Consider the following 15,554-nt stretch of genomic DNA (forward strand, 5'->3'; position numbering starts at 1 on the left):
GGAAACGCTGTTTGGAACGCATCATGATCGTTTCCGCCACGCAAAAATCCCATGCTATGCTGACACAATTTCTCTCTTCCTGCGGAGTGCAGGCCAAAACCGTTGCGGCTGCATCCGGTTCGGAAGCACGCCGCGCGCTTGTGGACGGCGATTTTGATCTGGTTCTGATCAATACGCCGCTGCCGGATGAATTCGGCCATGAGCTGGCGCAAACCGCGGCCACGGACACGCTGGCCGGCGTTATTCTGCTTGCCAAAGCAGAGATTGCAGACAGCGTTGCCGAAAAGGTCGAGGACGACGGCGTGTTTGTCGTACCCAAACCGATTTCGCGCGTGCTGTTCATGCAGGCGCTGCGCATGACGCGCGCGGCGCGCTCCCGCCTGACCGGCCTGCGCAAAGAAAACCGCCGCTTGCAGCAGCGCATCGAGGACATCCGTCTGGTCGATCGCGCCAAGCTGCTGCTGATCGAATGCTGCTCGATGAGCGAACCCGAAGCGCATGCCTATATTGAGCAGCAGGCCATGAACCAGCGGCGCACCAAACGCGAGATCGCGGAGCACATCATCTCCGGCGGCATGCCGGAATAAGCTGCTTTTGTGCGATACCGCCCAAAGCAGCCGCCTCGCTGCGACAAAATTTTTCCCCTTTTTTTGAAATGAATAGAGAAATTTCCGGCGGATTATGATATACTAAATGGTATATGAGCAATGACCCTATTGGGAATCTGCTCATATACCATTTTTGTTTTATCAAGGAGGGAGCCCGCTTGAAGCTGTCCTTCACCAAGATGCACGGCTGCGGCAACAACTACATTTACTTCAACTGTTTTGACCAGACGGTACCCGATCCCGAATCGCTCTCCGTCCGGCTGAGTGAGCCGCACTTCGGCATCGGCGGCGACGGCATCATCCTGATTTTGCCTTCGGACAAGGCGGATGCGCAGATGCGCATCTTCAACGCCGATGGGTCGGAGGGCAAAATGTGCGGCAACGGCATCCGCTGCGTCGGCAAATACCTGTACGACAACGGCATGGTAGACGGGCGCACCACGATCACGGTTGACACCCTGTCGGGCGTCAAAACGCTCGAACTGACCGTTGAGGACGGCAAAATGCAGTCCGCGCGGGTGGATATGGGCGCGGCAATCCTCAAACCTGCCGACATTCCGGTTGCTCTTGAAGGCGACACCGTCATCGGTGCGCCGATCGTTGTGGACGAAAAGGTATATCACATGACCTGCGTCTCCATGGGCAACCCGCACTGCGTCATTTTCCTCGATGAGGACATCGATGGGCTGGATCTCGAGCGGATCGGCCCCAAATTTGAGCACCATGCGCTGTTCCCGGAACGCGTCAACACCGAATTTGTCAATACCCTTCCGGACGGCAGCCTGAAAATGCGCGTGTGGGAGCGCGGCTCGGGAGAAACCTGGGCTTGCGGCACAGGCGCATGCGCGGTGGGCGTGGCCGCAGTGCTGACCGGACGCGCAGCAAAAGGCGAGGATATCACCGTACATCTGCGCGGCGGCGATCTGACCGTGCGCTACACCGACCAGACCGTGTTCATGACGGGCGCGGCAACGACCGTATTTAAGGGGGAAATCGAGTTATGACAAAATATATCTTTGTGACCGGCGGCGTCGTCTCCGGTTTGGGCAAGGGCATCACGGCCGCGTCGCTCGGCCGCCTGCTTAAAAGCCGCGGCCTCAAGGTTGCCGCGCAGAAGCTGGACCCGTATATCAATGTTGACCCCGGCACGATGAGCCCGTTCCAGCACGGCGAAGTATATGTCACCGACGACGGCGCTGAGACCGACCTCGACCTCGGCCACTACGAGCGCTTCATCGACGAGGATCTGAACAAGTTCTCCAACCTGACCACCGGCAAGGTGTACTGGAACGTCCTGAACAAGGAGCGCGCCGGCGAATATCTGGGCGAGACCGTGCAGGTCATCCCGCACATCACCAATGAGATCAAGTCGTTCATCTACTCGGTCGGCAAAAAGACCTCGGCGGATGTGGTCATCACCGAAATCGGCGGCACGACCGGCGACATCGAGTCCCAGCCGTTCCTCGAAGCCATCCGTCAGGTGGCAACCGAGGTCGGCCGCCGCAACTGCCTGTTCATCCATGTGACGCTCGTGCCGTTTATCTCCGGCTCGAACGAACCCAAGAGCAAGCCCACCCAGCACTCGGTCAAAGAGCTGCGCGGTCTGGGCATTTCCCCGGACATCATCGTCGCGCGTGTCGATCAGCCGCTCGACGACGACATCAAGCGCAAGATCTCCCTGTTCTGCACCGTGCAGGAGGACTGCGTCATCGAAAACCGCACGCTGCCCGTGCTGTATCAGGCACCCATGATGCTCGAAGAGAGCCACCTGTCCGATATCGTCTGCCGTGAGCTCGCCATCGGCGCGCCCAAGGGCGATATGAGCGACTGGGTCGCGATGCTCGAGCGCATCGCTTCCCGTAAGGAGCACGTCAAGATCGCGCTGGTCGGCAAGTACGTCAAGCTGCACGACGCTTATCTGTCGGTTGCGGAAGCATTGCAGCACGGCGGCTACGAAAATGGCTGCTTCGTCGATATCGACTGGGTCGATTCCGAGGAAATCAACGACTCGACCGTGGACAAGCTGCTCGGCGAAGTGGACGGCATCATCCTGCCCGGCGGCTTCGGCCCGCGCGGCGTGGAAGGCATGATCTGTGCGGCCAACTACGCCCGCACGCAGGGCATCCCCTACTTCGGCATCTGCCTTGGCATGCAGATCGCGGTCATGAGCTACGCGCGCAATGTGCTCGGCTATGAGGATGCCAACTCTTCCGAGTTCGACCCCGACTCCACCCATCCGGTCATCGACCTGATGGAGAGCCAGCAGGGCATTTCCAAAAAGGGCGGCACCATGCGTCTGGGCGCGTACCCCTGCAAGATCCGTCCGGACACCATCATGGCATCGGCTTACGGCGCGGAGATGATCTCCGAGCGCCATCGCCACCGCTATGAGTTCAACAATAACTTCCGTGACCAGATCGAGAGCCACGGCATGCAGATCACCGGCACTTCCCCCACGGGCGAGCTGGTGGAAACCGTCGAGATTCCGAACCATCCGTTCTACATCGGCGTGCAGTTCCACCCCGAGTTCAAGTCCCGTCCCAACCGCGCGCATCCGCTGTTCAAGGCGTTTGTCGCAGCATCGCTGAAAAGGAGCAAAGACCATGCAGATCAATAAGCACTATGACGATCTGGAGCAGAGCTACCTGTTCTCCACGATCGCACGCAAGGTAAACGAATATTCCGCCGCACACCCGGATGCGGACATCATCCGTCTGGGCATCGGCGACGTCACCCGTCCGCTGGTACCGGCCGTCATCGACGCGCTGCACGCAGCGGTTGAGGATCAGGCCAAGCAGGAAACCTTCCACGGCTACGGCGACGAACAGGGCTACGGCTTCCTGCACGAAGCGCTGGTCGGCTACTATAAGACCCACGGCGTCACCCTCGACACCAACGAGATCTTCATCTCGGACGGCGCCAAGAGCGACCTCGGCAATATTCTCGACATTTTCGGCACGGACAACACCGTGCTGATCCCGGACCCGGTTTATCCGGTATATGTGGACACCAACGTTATGGCAGGCCGCAAGGTCGTGTTCATGGACGCCACTGCGGAAAACGGCTTCCTGCCGCTGCCGGACGCATCGATCAAGGCGGATATCATCTATATCTGCTCGCCCAACAACCCGACCGGCGCGGCTTATGACCGTGCAGGCCTCAAGGCTTGGGTGGATTACGCCAACGCACAGAACGCTGTCATCCTGTATGACGCGGCATACGAGTGCTTTATCGAGGATGAAAATCTGCCTCACTCGATCTATGAGATCGAAGGCGCAAAGACCTGCGCGATCGAGTTCTGCTCGTTCTCCAAGATGGCAGGCTTTACCGGTACGCGCTGCGGCTGGACGGTTGTCCCGCAGGCGCTGCTGGACGGCAAGCTGAACAAGATGTGGCTGCGCCGCCAGACCACCAAGTTCAACGGCGTACCCTATATCGTACAGAAGGGTGCGGCTGCCTGCTTCACCGAGGAAGGCATGAAGCAGATTCACGAGACCCTCGGCTACTACAAGCAGAACGCCAAGGTGCTCGCCGAGACGCTTGACTCGCTCGGCATCTGGTACACCGGCGGCAAGTCCAGCCCGTATCTGTGGCTCAAGTGCCCGAACGGCATGGGCTCGTGGGAGTTCTTCGATTACCTGCTCGAGAACGCCAATGTTGTTGGCACGCCAGGCGCAGGCTTCGGCAAGAACGGCGACGGTTTCTTCCGTCTGACCGCTTTCGGCGATCAGCAGCGCACGCTTGAAGCGGCGGAGCGCCTCAAGAAGCTGCTTTCCAAGTAAAATCAAAGGGCTGTCCCGGCGGACAGCCCTTTTTTGTCAGGCAGGAGGGATCGACATGGGAATCGTGTTCCCCAAGCGATGCGTATTGTGCGGCGAGATGATGCCCGCCGCAGGTGTGGGCAAGGCCATGCTGTGCCCAACCTGCGCCGCCGAAGTGCGGCAGCAGTACCGCTGCACCGAACCCATCCGCATCCCGGGTGCGGCGGATGCGGCCGCCGCGCTGTACTACACCGGCAAGGTCCGCAACGCGATGCAGCGGTTTAAGTTCCAACATAAGCAGCACTATGCGGACTGGTTTGCCGCGCAGATGCTGCCGCTGCTGGCCGATCGGCTGGACGCATGGCAGCCCGATCTGATCACCTACATGCCGATCGGCTTTCTGCGCCTGCACGAGCGCGGCTACAATCAGGCCGAGCTGCTGGGCAAAGCCGTCGCAGAACCGTTTGGCCTGCCTTGCATAGCAACATTGCGCAAGCGCGCCTTCACGCCCAAACAGTCCGCGCAGAAGGATGCCACCGCACGGCAGAAAAACGCCGAGCGCGCGCTTCAGCCGCTGGAAAATGCTGAAGTACGCGGTAAATCGGTCGTACTGGTGGATGATATCATCACCACCGGCGCAACCGCGGCGGCCGCAGTCAAACTGCTGCGCGAGATAGGCGCGGCGAAGGTTTATGTACTGGCCGCGGCACATACACCCGGGAAATAAAAAAACCATCCCTCACGGGACGGTTTTTTCAATTGCAAAATCATGAATCTTCCATTCATTAACTCGACCATAGTTGTCAGTCACTTCTGCCACCAGTTCTAATTTCTCAAACGACTTTGCCACTGTCCAATCTGGCTCACCATAGGCATAATATTGCCCATTTTCTTCGTTATACTCTGCTGCACTCATCTCCATGCTTTTCAGTTCTGTGTCGCCCTCCCGCAGAACCAACCTGCATTTTACCGGATAAGCACGAAACCGATCCGACCATGCATTATAGAACCGGTATTGCAACCGCCCACGCACTGTTGTACTGCCGTTTTCTGACGTGATCGCGCTGCCATCCAGCAGTGCATCTCCTTGCGCATCAAGCCACTGATAATCAAATTGAAGCCGATATTCTTTTTCCACACCGCTGACGGTTTCCAGCAGCAGATTACGCACTTTGCCACTCTCGCGGTCGGTCAGCGTCAGGTATACGGTAAATGCGTCCCGCATTGGAATCTCCGTTCTGCCCACATAGGAATTATCCTGTTCCAAAATTGCTGCACACGTCCAGTTTTCCCACGCGCTCTGGATAGTGAATTTGGGTATCTCGTTATCCGGGTTCAGCTCCTTCGGCCGTGCGGACAGAGACAACGCAAGCGTCGTCGAAACCGTTTTGTTCGGGTCATATTGCATATCGTAGGCAATATCATGGTCAGATAGCGCATCTTCCTCCACTGTTTCTTGCTGCACGGTGCTTTCCGTTCCCTGCACCTGCGCCTGCAAAACGCGCAGCTGTTCTTCCAGCGATTGTACCCGCGCCATGGCATAAATATTACCCAGCACGCTTACCAGCACCAGCGCGGCAAGTCCTATGATAAACCGCTTTGTCTTTCGCGTCAAAACGGGCGCATAGGAGATTTTCAGTCCCTCTGCGGATAGTTTGACGCCCTCCGGCGGCTGAGCCTTATCCGGCAGCGGCTCGTCCGGCCGCAGCAGCGTATCCACCGACACACCAAACAGGCGGCTCAGTTCGACCAGATTGTCCATCGTCGGTACAGCCTGATCAGCCTCCCACTTGCTGACCGCCTGCCGCGATAGCCCAAGTTTTTCGCCGAGCGCCTCTTGGCTCAACCCTTTTTCGCGCCGCAGCGCCGCGATCTTCTCCCCTGTCGTCATATGCGACCACCTGCCTTTCTGTGCTTTCACCTTACCCGAAAGCGCTGCAAAACGCCACCAACCTGGCGTTTCTTTTTGTCAACCAGCGGTTGCGTCCCATTTTTCCGATGAAGAAAGCCCCGAAAGACGTCTCCTTCGGGGCTGATTCGTAAGTAACGCGATTTACTCGACGCCTTCGTCCTCACCGTCATGGCGATTGTTGAACGCATATTCCGGACATTTAGCCTTGGCTTCTTCCTCGGTTTCATAAGGGCAAGCGCGCACGCGGCCTTCCGTCTCGGAAAGCGCAACACACATCTTTTCATTGCCGGCTGCGAAACGGCGCCGGAACAAGCACCAGAGTTTCTTCATGACATAACATCCTTTCCTGCTGATTGTTAATCAAATAACAATAATAGTATAACGAACCTGACTGCACTTGTCAATCAGGTTCGTTATTTTTTTATCAAATTATGTGCAGGTCGTTTTATTCGCCGAAGAATTCCTCATGGATGGCCTTGACCGCCTTCTCGCTGTCCTCCTCATTGATCAGGACAGAGATCTTGATCTCCGAAGTGGAAATCATGCGGATGTTGATACCGGCCATGGCCAGCGCTTCGAACATCTTGGACGCCACGCCCGCGGAGGACGCCATGCCTGCGCCGACGATCGACACCTTGGCAACCTTGGTGTTGATCGAGACATCCTCGTAGCCGATCATCTCGGCGTTGTCCGCCAGAATCTGGCCGACGCGATCCGCGTCGTCCTCGCGGATGGTGAAGGAAATCGACTTCTTATTGTCACGGCCGACCGACTGGAGAATGATGTCGATATTGACATTGTGCTTGGCCATAAGCGAAAATACCTTGAACGCAGTGCCCGGGGTATCCGCTACGTTGATAATGGCAACACGCGCACAATTATTATCACGGGCAACGCCCGATACATTCATTTTTTCCATGTGAGAACCCTCCTTGACTTTCGTACCCGGATTGCGGGTAAAGCTCGAAACGACCTCCAGGTCGACGTTATATTTTTTCGCCATCTCAACCGAACGGTTGTGCAGGACCTGCGCACCAAGCGACGCCAGTTCCAGCATTTCGTCGTATGTGATCGCGTCCAGCTTGCGTGCGCTGGGTACGATGCGCGGGTCCGCCGTATACACGCCGTCCACATCCGTGTAAATCTGACACAGATCGGCACGCAGCGTTGCCGCGATGGCAACCGCGGTCGTATCCGAACCGCCGCGGCCCAGCGTCGTCACATCTCCGAGCTTGTTGATGCCTTGGAAGCCTGCCACAATGCAGATCTTGCCGTTGTCCAGTTCTGCCTGCAGGCGGTCCCCCACGATGCGCTTGATGCGCGCATCCGAATAATTGCTGTTGGTCTCCAGACCGATCTGCCAGCCGGTCAGCGAAACCACGGAAAAGCCGAGTTTCTGAATCGCCATCGCCAGCAGCGACATCGAGATCATTTCGCCCGTGTTGAGCAGCACATCCATCTCGCGCTTGGACGGATGGTCGTTCAGCTCCGCCGCCTTAGCGATCAGATCATCGGTCGTATCACCTTGCGCGGAGACGACAACAACCACCTTGTTGCCGGCCTTCGCGGTCTTGGTTACAATATCCGCAACATTTCTCAGCCGCTCGGTGTCCGCCACCGAAGTGCCGCCGAACTTTTGCACAATAAGACTCATACTGATTACGTTTCCTCCTTATATAGCCTGCCGCAGACGCGGCCTCGCTCACATGCGTTTGACGGTCGCGCCGACTTCGTCGCAGCGCAGCTGCACGGCCTTCCAATGCGGATATTTTTCCGCACAAAGCGCCTGCGCGCGCGACAGATAGTCGCGGTCCCCCTTATATACCATCGCAACGATGGACGGGCCGGCACCCGAAATGAATGCGCCCAGTGCCCCCAGCTGTTTGGCCTCGCGAACGATGTCCTCGCCGTTTTCGATCAAACCAAAGCGGTACGGCTGATGCAAGCAGTCCCCCGTCGCCACATCCAGATTTTCCAGTTTACCGGTCGTCAGGCTGCCGGCGAGCAGAGCCGCACGCGCCAGATTGTACACCGCGTCATGGTGCGCGATGGTTTTGGGCAGCGCGGCACGCGCTTTTTCCGTGGACAGTTTGAAGTCTGGGATAAACACGATAAAGTCGATCGCGCCATGCACCGGCACACGGACATGATGTACATGGCCGTTTTCCAGCAGTGCCACACAAAAACCGCCCAAAATCGCGGGCGTGGAGTTATCCGGATGCCCTTCGATCGTGGCCGCCAGGTCGATGATGGCCTGCCGGTCGAGCGGATCGTTCAGCAGCGCGTTAGCGCCCATGATGCCCGCTACCGTGCAGGCAGAGGACGAACCCAGACCGCGGGTCTGCGGGATGGCGCAGTCCTCCACAATCTTCAGACCGGAAAGCGGCTTGCCGCACTCGTCATAGACGCGCTTGGCACATTGATAGATCAGATTGCGCGCGTCCTTCGGCACAAACTGACCGTTTTTATCCGAAATATCGATCCGGTCGCTTTCTTCCAGATCGATCACATTGTAAAGCTCCAGCGCAATGCCGATGCTGTCATAGCCCGAGCCCATATTGGCACTCGTCGCCGGAACAGTAACACGAACCATTTTTCTGTTTTCCTCCCCTTACAGCATACGCATCGCAGCGCGCACTTCGCCACAGGCGTTCAGCTTTTCGATCTTTTCCTGCATCTCCGCCGTGGACAGCTTGCGCGTCTTGACCACCGTCACACCCTCGACCGGTTCGGTCAGGCTTTCGACCGGCAGCAGCGCTTCCAGATCGCGCGATGCGCCCTTGAAACGAACATACCACGCGCTTTGCAGTGTGTCAAGCGGACGGAGCAGATTTTTCGACCCGTCGCCCCAAGAAATGCGGCGGCGATGGCCGGCATGCTCGATGCAGTCCATCATATCCGCTACCACCGCGGACGCCGTGGCCAGTTTGCCCGCGCCCTTGCCGTAGAACATGACGTCGCCGGTTGCGTTGCCGTTGACCATAATAGCGTTGAACACATCCTCGACCGCGGCCAGCGGGCTTTCCTTGTGGATCAGATGCGGCGCAACGTAGGCATAGGCCGTGCCGTCCTCGCACCGCACGGTGCGGCCGAGCAGCTTAATTACGCAGCCCAGCTTGTCGGCGTTAGCCACATCCTCGAGCGTGATCTTGGTGATACCCTCACAGGGCACCTGATCCGGATCAAACTTATCGCCGAACGCGAGGTCGGCCAGAATACAGATTTTCCGGCAGGCATCATGGCCTTCGATATCGGCCGTCGGGTCTTTTTCCGCATAACCGTTGAGCTGCGCCTGCTTGAGCGCATCGGCAAAGGTGACGCCGTTGTGGATCATCTGGGTCAGAATATAGTTGGTGGTGCCGTTGAGGATACCGCAGATCTCGTTGAACTCATTGGCAGCCAGACATTGCAGCATCGGGCGGATGATCGGGATACCGCCGCCGACCGACGCCTCAAACATGTAGTTAACGCCCTTTTCCTCGGCGATCTTGAGCAGTTCCTCGCCGCGGGTGGCGACCAGTTCCTTGTTGGAGGTGCACACGCTCTTGCCTGCCAGCAGGCAGCGGCGCGTAAACTCATAGGCAGCGCCCACGCCGCCCATAACTTCGGCCACGACCGTGATCTCGGGGTCGTTTTCGATCACGGAGAAGTCCGTGACGAACTTATGGCCATACGGCAGCGCGGAAAAATCGCGCAGATCCAGCACATATTTCACTTCAACCGGCTCACCGACCACGCGCGCGATCTTTTCGGCGTTCATTTCAAACACCTCATACACGCCGGAGCCGACAGTGCCGTGTCCCATGATTGCTGCTTTTATCATAACCCAGTTTCCTTTCCTTCGGTTCTGTTTTTATTCGGATGCCAGGATTTCCACCTTGCTGACGCCTTCCATCTGGGCCGCGCGGTGGATCAGATCCTCCACGGAGTATTTCATCTCTCCGGTGCGGGCGGCAATGGTCACGGAAGCCTGCCCGCGCATGGGGATCGACTGATTGACCGTCAAAAGATTGGCGCCCGAACGGGCCATCAGACCCAGAATGCTCGACAACACGCCCGGTTGGTCGTGCAGCATAAAGTGGAAGGTCACGATCCGGTCGGTCGTGGCCTCAAAGAAGGGGCGCACGCCATCCTTATATTTATAATACGCACTGCGCGACAAACCGGCGATCTTCGCCGCCTCGCTTGCCGTCGCCGCTCTGCCCGAGGCAATGGCCTCATTTGCTTCGATCACACGCTGAAACACTTCCGGCAGCAGTGTGCGTTCGACCAGATAGTACTTTGGTTTTACCATGCCTTGTTTGTCCTCCCTAAAAAGACATGTGTCTTTCTCACGCTTTCCTATCATACCATAAGCGGGCGATAAGTGCAAGGGAATAACTGATAAAATTCCCGAATTTCCGCCCCTGCTTTTGTCGGATCTGACAAAGCGTATTGTCAATTCTGGTTAAATCGTGTATGGCTTTATTCCCACGGGTGTGATATACTATAATGACTTGTGAAAAAGAAACCGGAGACTAAAAAAATGCATCAGAAAAGTTTAAATGGTACCTTTACTTCCAAAGTCGGCTTTGTACTCGCGGCAGTTGGTTCGGCAGTCGGTATGGGCAACATCTGGATGTTCCCCTATCGCACCGGACAGTACGGCGGCGCTGCCTTCCTCATTCCGTATTTGCTGTTCGTCGCGCTGTTTGGCTATGTCGGCCTGTCGGGTGAGTTCGCCTTCGGCCGTTTGACCGGCACCGGCCCGATCGGCTCCTACGAATACGCGATGAAAACGCGCGGCAAACGCGGCGGCGCCTTTCTGGGCGCTATTCCGCTGTTCGGTTCGCTCGGCATCGCGATCGGCTATTCGATCATCGTGGGCTGGGTTGTCCGATGCGCGTTTGGCGCGCTGACCGGCTCGCTGATGACCACCGAACCGGAAACCTACTTCGCACAGATGAGCGCAACCAATCTGTCCAGCGTACCGTGGCACACCATTGTTGTGGTAATGACGGTCGCGATCCTGATTTTTGGCGTTTCGGGCGGCATCGAAAAGATCAACAAAGTGATGATGCCTGCGTTTTTCGTTTTGTTCCTGATCATTGCCGTGCGCGTGCTCTTCCTGCCCGGCGCACTGGAGGGATACAAATATCTGCTCGTTCCCCAGTGGGAATACCTGCTCAACCCCCGCACCTGGATCATGGCGATGGGTCAGGCGTTCTTCTCGCTGTCGGTGACCGGTTCGGGTATGATCATCTACGGCTCCTACCTTTCCAAGGAGGAAGACGTGGTGCACTCCTCGTGCATGACCGCCCTGCTGGACACCTGCGCGGCCATGCTGGCCGGTTTTGCGGTCATCCCCTCGGTGTTCGCCTTTGGCCTGGACCCGGCTTCCGGCCCCAAGCTGCTGTTCATCACGCTGCCGCGTGTGTTCCAGCAGATGCCCCTCGGCCAGCTGTTCGCCTTCCTGTTCTTCATTTCCGTTCTGTTTGCCGGTATCACTTCGCTGGCCAACATGCTCGAAGCGGTATCCGAAGCCGCGCAGACACGCCTCAAGCTCAACCGCAAAGCGGCCGTGCTGGTGGCCGGTGCGGCAACACTTGCGGTCGGCCTGTTCATCGAACAGGAAACCCTGATGGGCCGCTGGATGGATATCATCACGATCTATGTCGTGCCGATTGGCGCGATCCTCGGCGCGGTGATGATCTACTGGGTGCTCGGCGTCAAGACCATCAAGAAAGAATTGATGGAAGGCCGTGACAAGCCGCTCAGTCGGGCATACGACTTCCTGGCAAAATATGTGTATGTGTTCCTCGCGCTCGTTGTCGTCATTTGCAGCTTTGTGATTCCCGGCGGCATCGGATAAGAAAACCAAACAAAAAAGGGAGCGGTATTGCCGCTCCCTTTTATTCGTCCGGAAAGAACACGCACTCGACCGGCTGCCCGAGCAGCCGCGCGACCTTCATGGCAAGCGAAAGCGTCGGGTCGTACTTGTCGTTTTCCATTGCCACGACCGTTTGTCGGGAGACACCGAGCAATTGTGCCAGATCCTCCTGCCGCAAACCGCGGGCCTTTCGCAGTTCTTTGATGCAGTTGCGCATACGCTCACCACACCATCACGGCGATCGCCAGCCCCGCGCCCAGCCCGGCCACCGCAAGACTGAACACAAACACGATCAGCAGAGTTTTCCAGAGCGGATAGGGCTTATATTCGTCGTCCCCCGCTGTACTGCGATGGCGCAGAATAAGCACCGCAACCGACTGCGTCAGCACCCCCATCACATCAATCAGCGTATATGGCTGCATCCCCGCAGCATGTCGGACGAACGAATCATATAGCGAGCAGCCCAGCAATGCAAACAAAACGACCAGATACGCAGCGGAAACCGCCTTGTACTGAATCATCCGTTCCATTTCGTCCGCACGCCGTGCGCCAAATGATAATCCCAACCGATCCGCCCATACAGCCAGACGCGGCGAACGGCTCCGCCCCAGATATACGAACAGCGCGATCAGTCCCACCAGCATGAGAACCGGAAGCGCCATCAAAACATACGCCTTCGCACCCATGGAAAGCCCTCCTTCGGTCGGCAAAATGTAAAATTCTTTTTACATTTTGATCATACCTGATGACCGCCAAAATGTCAAGAACCTTTTACATTTTGACCAAAAGAAATCCCACGGTTTCCCGTGGGATTTTTTACTGAAATCAGTCCTTGTTTTCCGGATGGACAAACGCGGCCTTTTCCATGTCATCAGCGTCATCCGAATCCCCCGCCTCAGCGGCTTCGGCAGCGCTTTCCGGCGCCTTGCCGACCTTGGAGTCGAGCTCTTCCTTGAGCTCGCTCATCAGATCCTCGCCGACGACCTTATCCGGTACAACTTCGCCGTTATACACCTTGATAAAGGTTTCGCCGTCCATGGTTTCGTTGCGAATCAGATATTCCGCAACGCGGGTCATCTGATCCATATGCTCGGACAGCAGCTTTTTGCAGCTGCGGTACGCCTCTTCGATGATGCGATGGATCTCATCGTCGATCTCGGCGGCCTTGACCTCGGAATAGCCCTTGCCCGCAGCAAAATCACGGCCAAGGAAGATCTCCCCGCTGTCCGAACCGTAGTCGATCGGGCCGATCTTCTCACTCATGCCATAGCTGGTGACCATCGCGCGCGCCATCTGCGTGGCCTGCTTGATGTCGCCGTATGCACCGGTGGAAATGTCGTCCATCGTCAACTGCTCGGCCACGCGGCCACCCAGGCAGACGATGATATATTCCTCCATATACTTCTTGGTGCGGTACGCCTGATCCTCTTCCGGCAGCGGCATGGTAAAGCCGCCTGCGCCGGAGGAACGCGGAATGATCGTCACATGATGCACCGGGTCCTGCGTCGGCAGCACATGGAAGCAAATCGCGTGACCCGCTTCGTGATACGCCGTCAAGCGCTTATCCTTATCGGTGATGATGTGGCTCTTCTTTTCGACGCCCATAACCACCTTAAGCAGGGATTCTTCGATCTCTTCCTGCGAAATCAGCTTCTTATTGCGGCGCGCTGCCAGCAGTGCTGCCTCATTGAGCAGGTTTTCCAGATCCGCGCCGGTAAAGCCCGCGGTCGTCTTGGCGATATCCGCAAACTTAACGTCCGGATCGAACTGCTTGTTACGCGCATGCACCTTGAGGATCTCTTCGCGGCCCTTGACGTCCGGCGCGCCGACATAGACCTGACGGTCAAAGCGGCCCGGACGCAGCAGCGCGTTATCCAGAATATCCTTGCGGTTGGTAGCCGCGATGACGATGACACCTTCGTTCGCGCCGAAGCCGTCCATCTCAACCAGCAGCTGGTTGAGCGTCTGCTCGCGTTCGTCGTGTCCGCCGCCGAGGCCAGCGCCACGCTGACGGCCGACCGCATCGATCTCATCGATGAACACGATCGCCGGAGCGTTCTTCTTGGCCTGCTCGAACAGGTCACGCACACGCGATGCGCCGACACCGACATACAGCTCGACGAAATCCGAACCGGAGATCGACAGGAACGGCACGCCCGCTTCACCCGCGACCGCACGCGCGATCAGCGTTTTACCGGTGCCCGGAGGACCGACCAGCAGTACACCCTTAGGGATGCGCGCGCCGATCTGCACGAACTTCTGCGGATTTTTCAGGAACTCAACGATTTCCTGCAGCTCCGCTTTTTCTTCATCCGCGCCGGCCACGTCGTTGAACGTCACCTTGCGCTTATCGTCCTGCGCCAGCCGTGCGCGCGCCTTGCCGAACTGCATCGGACCCGCGCCGCCGCCGGACTGCTTGTTCATCATGAAATACCAGAACGCGCCGAGCAGCACGATCAGGATGACGTACGGCAGGAACTGCGCCCACCACGGGATGGTTGTGCGCAGATAATCGACTTGCTTGAGCGTACCGTCCTCCATCTGCTGGGTGATGGTATCGCCCAGCTGATCCCAGAACACTTCCCCTGCCGCGCCCAGGTCATAGCTGACCATCCGGTTTTCGTCGCGCAGATGCATGGTGATGACCGAATCGTCTACCTTGTATTCGTCTACATCGCCTTCGCTGAAATAGTTATATACATCCGAATAGGTGACCGGCTCGGTCTGCTGGGTCTGGCTGATGACATAGCTGACGCCCGCCAGCAGGAACACCAGTATGATGAGGTAAAGGCCGAAGCCCTTCATTTTTCCTTTCAAATCGGTTTGACACCTCTTCCTTGATACGTTTTACTCGCCGCCATAAACATACGGCTTCAAAATGCCGATATATGGCAGGTTGCGGTATTTTTCAGCATAATCCAGACCGTAGCCGACCACAAACTCATCCGGGATCTCAAACCCCAGATAATCGACCGGTACGTCCACCTTGCGCCGCGCCGGCTTGGACAGCAGCGTGCACAGGCGGATGGACTGCGCGCCGCGCGCCTTGAGCACCTGCATCAGGTAGTGCAGCGTCACGCCCGAATCCAGAATGTCCTCCACGATCAGCAGGTCGCGTCCGTCGATCGGCTGCTCGATATCCTTGATGATCTGCACTTCGCCCGAGGTCTTGGTGCCCTTGCCGTAGCTCGAAACCACCATGAAATCCACGTTGCAGGGCGTATCGATCTTGCGCGTCAGGTCAGCCATAAACACATACGACCCCTTGAGCACACTGATGACCAGCGGATTTTTGTCGCGATAGTCCTCGGTGATGCGTGCGCCCAGTTCAGCTACCTTATCTGCCAGCTGCTGCTCGGTAAAATAGACTTCCTTGATATCGTCCCGCATATCATATGCCATTT

Annotated in this window: 16 protein-coding genes; 6 read left to right on the top strand and 10 right to left on the bottom strand. The window is 57.4% G+C overall.

Annotation, left to right across the window (positions count from 1 at the left end; translation table 11 throughout):
- The first annotated feature begins 11 nt into the window (after positions 1-11).
- The 5 genes from EJL02_RS01890 (at position 12) to EJL02_RS01910 (ending at position 5,096) form a co-directional block, all read left to right on the top strand.
- Positions 12-587, top strand: coding sequence for an ANTAR domain-containing response regulator (locus EJL02_RS01890; RefSeq protein WP_125114715.1), 576 nt, complete (start codon positions 12-14; stop codon positions 585-587).
- A gap of 179 nt (positions 588-766) precedes the next feature.
- On the top strand, positions 767-1,612 hold the full coding sequence (gene dapF, locus EJL02_RS01895; protein WP_243114373.1) for a diaminopimelate epimerase: 846 nt from the start codon (positions 767-769) through the stop codon (positions 1,610-1,612).
- On the top strand, positions 1,609-3,225 hold the full coding sequence (locus tag EJL02_RS01900; RefSeq protein WP_125114717.1) for a CTP synthase: 1,617 nt from the start codon (positions 1,609-1,611) through the stop codon (positions 3,223-3,225). The genes dapF and EJL02_RS01900 overlap by 4 nt, the downstream gene beginning before the upstream one ends.
- Entirely contained in the window at positions 3,212-4,390 is a 1,179-nt protein-coding gene (locus tag EJL02_RS01905) for an LL-diaminopimelate aminotransferase (RefSeq protein ID WP_125114718.1), read from the top strand. The genes EJL02_RS01900 and EJL02_RS01905 overlap by 14 nt, the downstream gene beginning before the upstream one ends.
- A gap of 55 nt (positions 4,391-4,445) precedes the next feature.
- Positions 4,446-5,096: a ComF family protein gene (locus tag EJL02_RS01910; RefSeq protein WP_125114719.1), complete on the top strand. Its 651-nt coding sequence runs from the start codon at positions 4,446-4,448 to the stop codon at positions 5,094-5,096.
- Between the two features lie 12 nt (positions 5,097-5,108).
- Here the strand turns inward: EJL02_RS01910 and EJL02_RS01915 are convergent, their stop codons facing one another.
- The 6 genes from EJL02_RS01915 to EJL02_RS01940 form a co-directional block, all read right to left on the bottom strand.
- Complete coding sequence (locus tag EJL02_RS01915) at positions 5,109-6,260, bottom strand: helix-turn-helix domain-containing protein (protein WP_125114720.1); 1,152 nt, start codon at positions 6,258-6,260, stop codon at positions 5,109-5,111.
- A gap of 162 nt (positions 6,261-6,422) precedes the next feature.
- Positions 6,423-6,611 carry a hypothetical protein gene (locus EJL02_RS01920; protein WP_125114721.1) on the bottom strand — a complete coding sequence of 63 codons (189 nt, stop codon included), beginning with the start codon at positions 6,609-6,611 and terminating at the stop codon, positions 6,423-6,425.
- Positions 6,612-6,726: 115 nt separating this feature from the next.
- Positions 6,727-7,935, bottom strand: a complete 1,209-nt coding sequence (locus tag EJL02_RS01925; protein ID WP_125114722.1) for an aspartate kinase — start codon at positions 7,933-7,935, stop codon at positions 6,727-6,729.
- 48 nt (positions 7,936-7,983) lie between these two features.
- Positions 7,984-8,874 carry a homoserine kinase gene (thrB, locus tag EJL02_RS01930; RefSeq protein WP_125114723.1) on the bottom strand — a complete coding sequence of 297 codons (891 nt, stop codon included), beginning with the start codon at positions 8,872-8,874 and terminating at the stop codon, positions 7,984-7,986.
- A gap of 18 nt (positions 8,875-8,892) precedes the next feature.
- Positions 8,893-10,104: a homoserine dehydrogenase gene (locus EJL02_RS01935; protein ID WP_125114724.1), complete on the bottom strand. Its 1,212-nt coding sequence runs from the start codon at positions 10,102-10,104 to the stop codon at positions 8,893-8,895.
- A gap of 30 nt (positions 10,105-10,134) precedes the next feature.
- Complete coding sequence (locus tag EJL02_RS01940) at positions 10,135-10,575, bottom strand: ACT domain-containing protein (protein ID WP_125114725.1); 441 nt, start codon at positions 10,573-10,575, stop codon at positions 10,135-10,137.
- Positions 10,576-10,806: 231 nt separating this feature from the next.
- Between EJL02_RS01940 and EJL02_RS01945 the strand changes: the two genes are divergently transcribed.
- Positions 10,807-12,132 (top strand): sodium-dependent transporter, encoded by a 1,326-nt coding sequence (locus EJL02_RS01945; protein WP_125114726.1) that lies wholly within the window; start codon positions 10,807-10,809, stop codon positions 12,130-12,132.
- 40 nt (positions 12,133-12,172) lie between these two features.
- On the opposite strand, the gene EJL02_RS01950 is transcribed toward EJL02_RS01945, so the two are convergent.
- From EJL02_RS01950 to hpt, 4 genes are all read right to left on the bottom strand, one after another.
- Entirely contained in the window at positions 12,173-12,367 is a 195-nt protein-coding gene (locus tag EJL02_RS01950) for a helix-turn-helix transcriptional regulator (RefSeq protein ID WP_125114727.1), read from the bottom strand.
- 4 nt (positions 12,368-12,371) lie between these two features.
- The gene (locus tag EJL02_RS01955) at positions 12,372-12,836 is read right to left on the bottom strand and encodes a hypothetical protein (RefSeq protein WP_125114728.1); all 465 of its coding nucleotides are present in this window, start codon (positions 12,834-12,836) and stop codon (positions 12,372-12,374) included.
- A 139-nt stretch (positions 12,837-12,975) separates the two neighbouring features.
- Entirely contained in the window at positions 12,976-14,955 is a 1,980-nt protein-coding gene (ftsH, locus tag EJL02_RS01960; RefSeq protein WP_125115033.1) for an ATP-dependent zinc metalloprotease FtsH, read from the bottom strand.
- Between the two features lie 42 nt (positions 14,956-14,997).
- Positions 14,998-15,552 carry a hypoxanthine phosphoribosyltransferase gene (gene hpt, locus EJL02_RS01965; RefSeq protein WP_243114374.1) on the bottom strand — a complete coding sequence of 185 codons (555 nt, stop codon included), beginning with the start codon at positions 15,550-15,552 and terminating at the stop codon, positions 14,998-15,000.
- Positions 15,553-15,554: the final 2 nt, after the last annotated feature.

Origin of the sequence: Agathobaculum sp. Marseille-P7918, assembly GCF_900625105.1 — a bacterium.
In the GTDB taxonomy this organism is placed as follows: Bacteria; Bacillota; Clostridia; order Oscillospirales; family Butyricicoccaceae; genus Agathobaculum.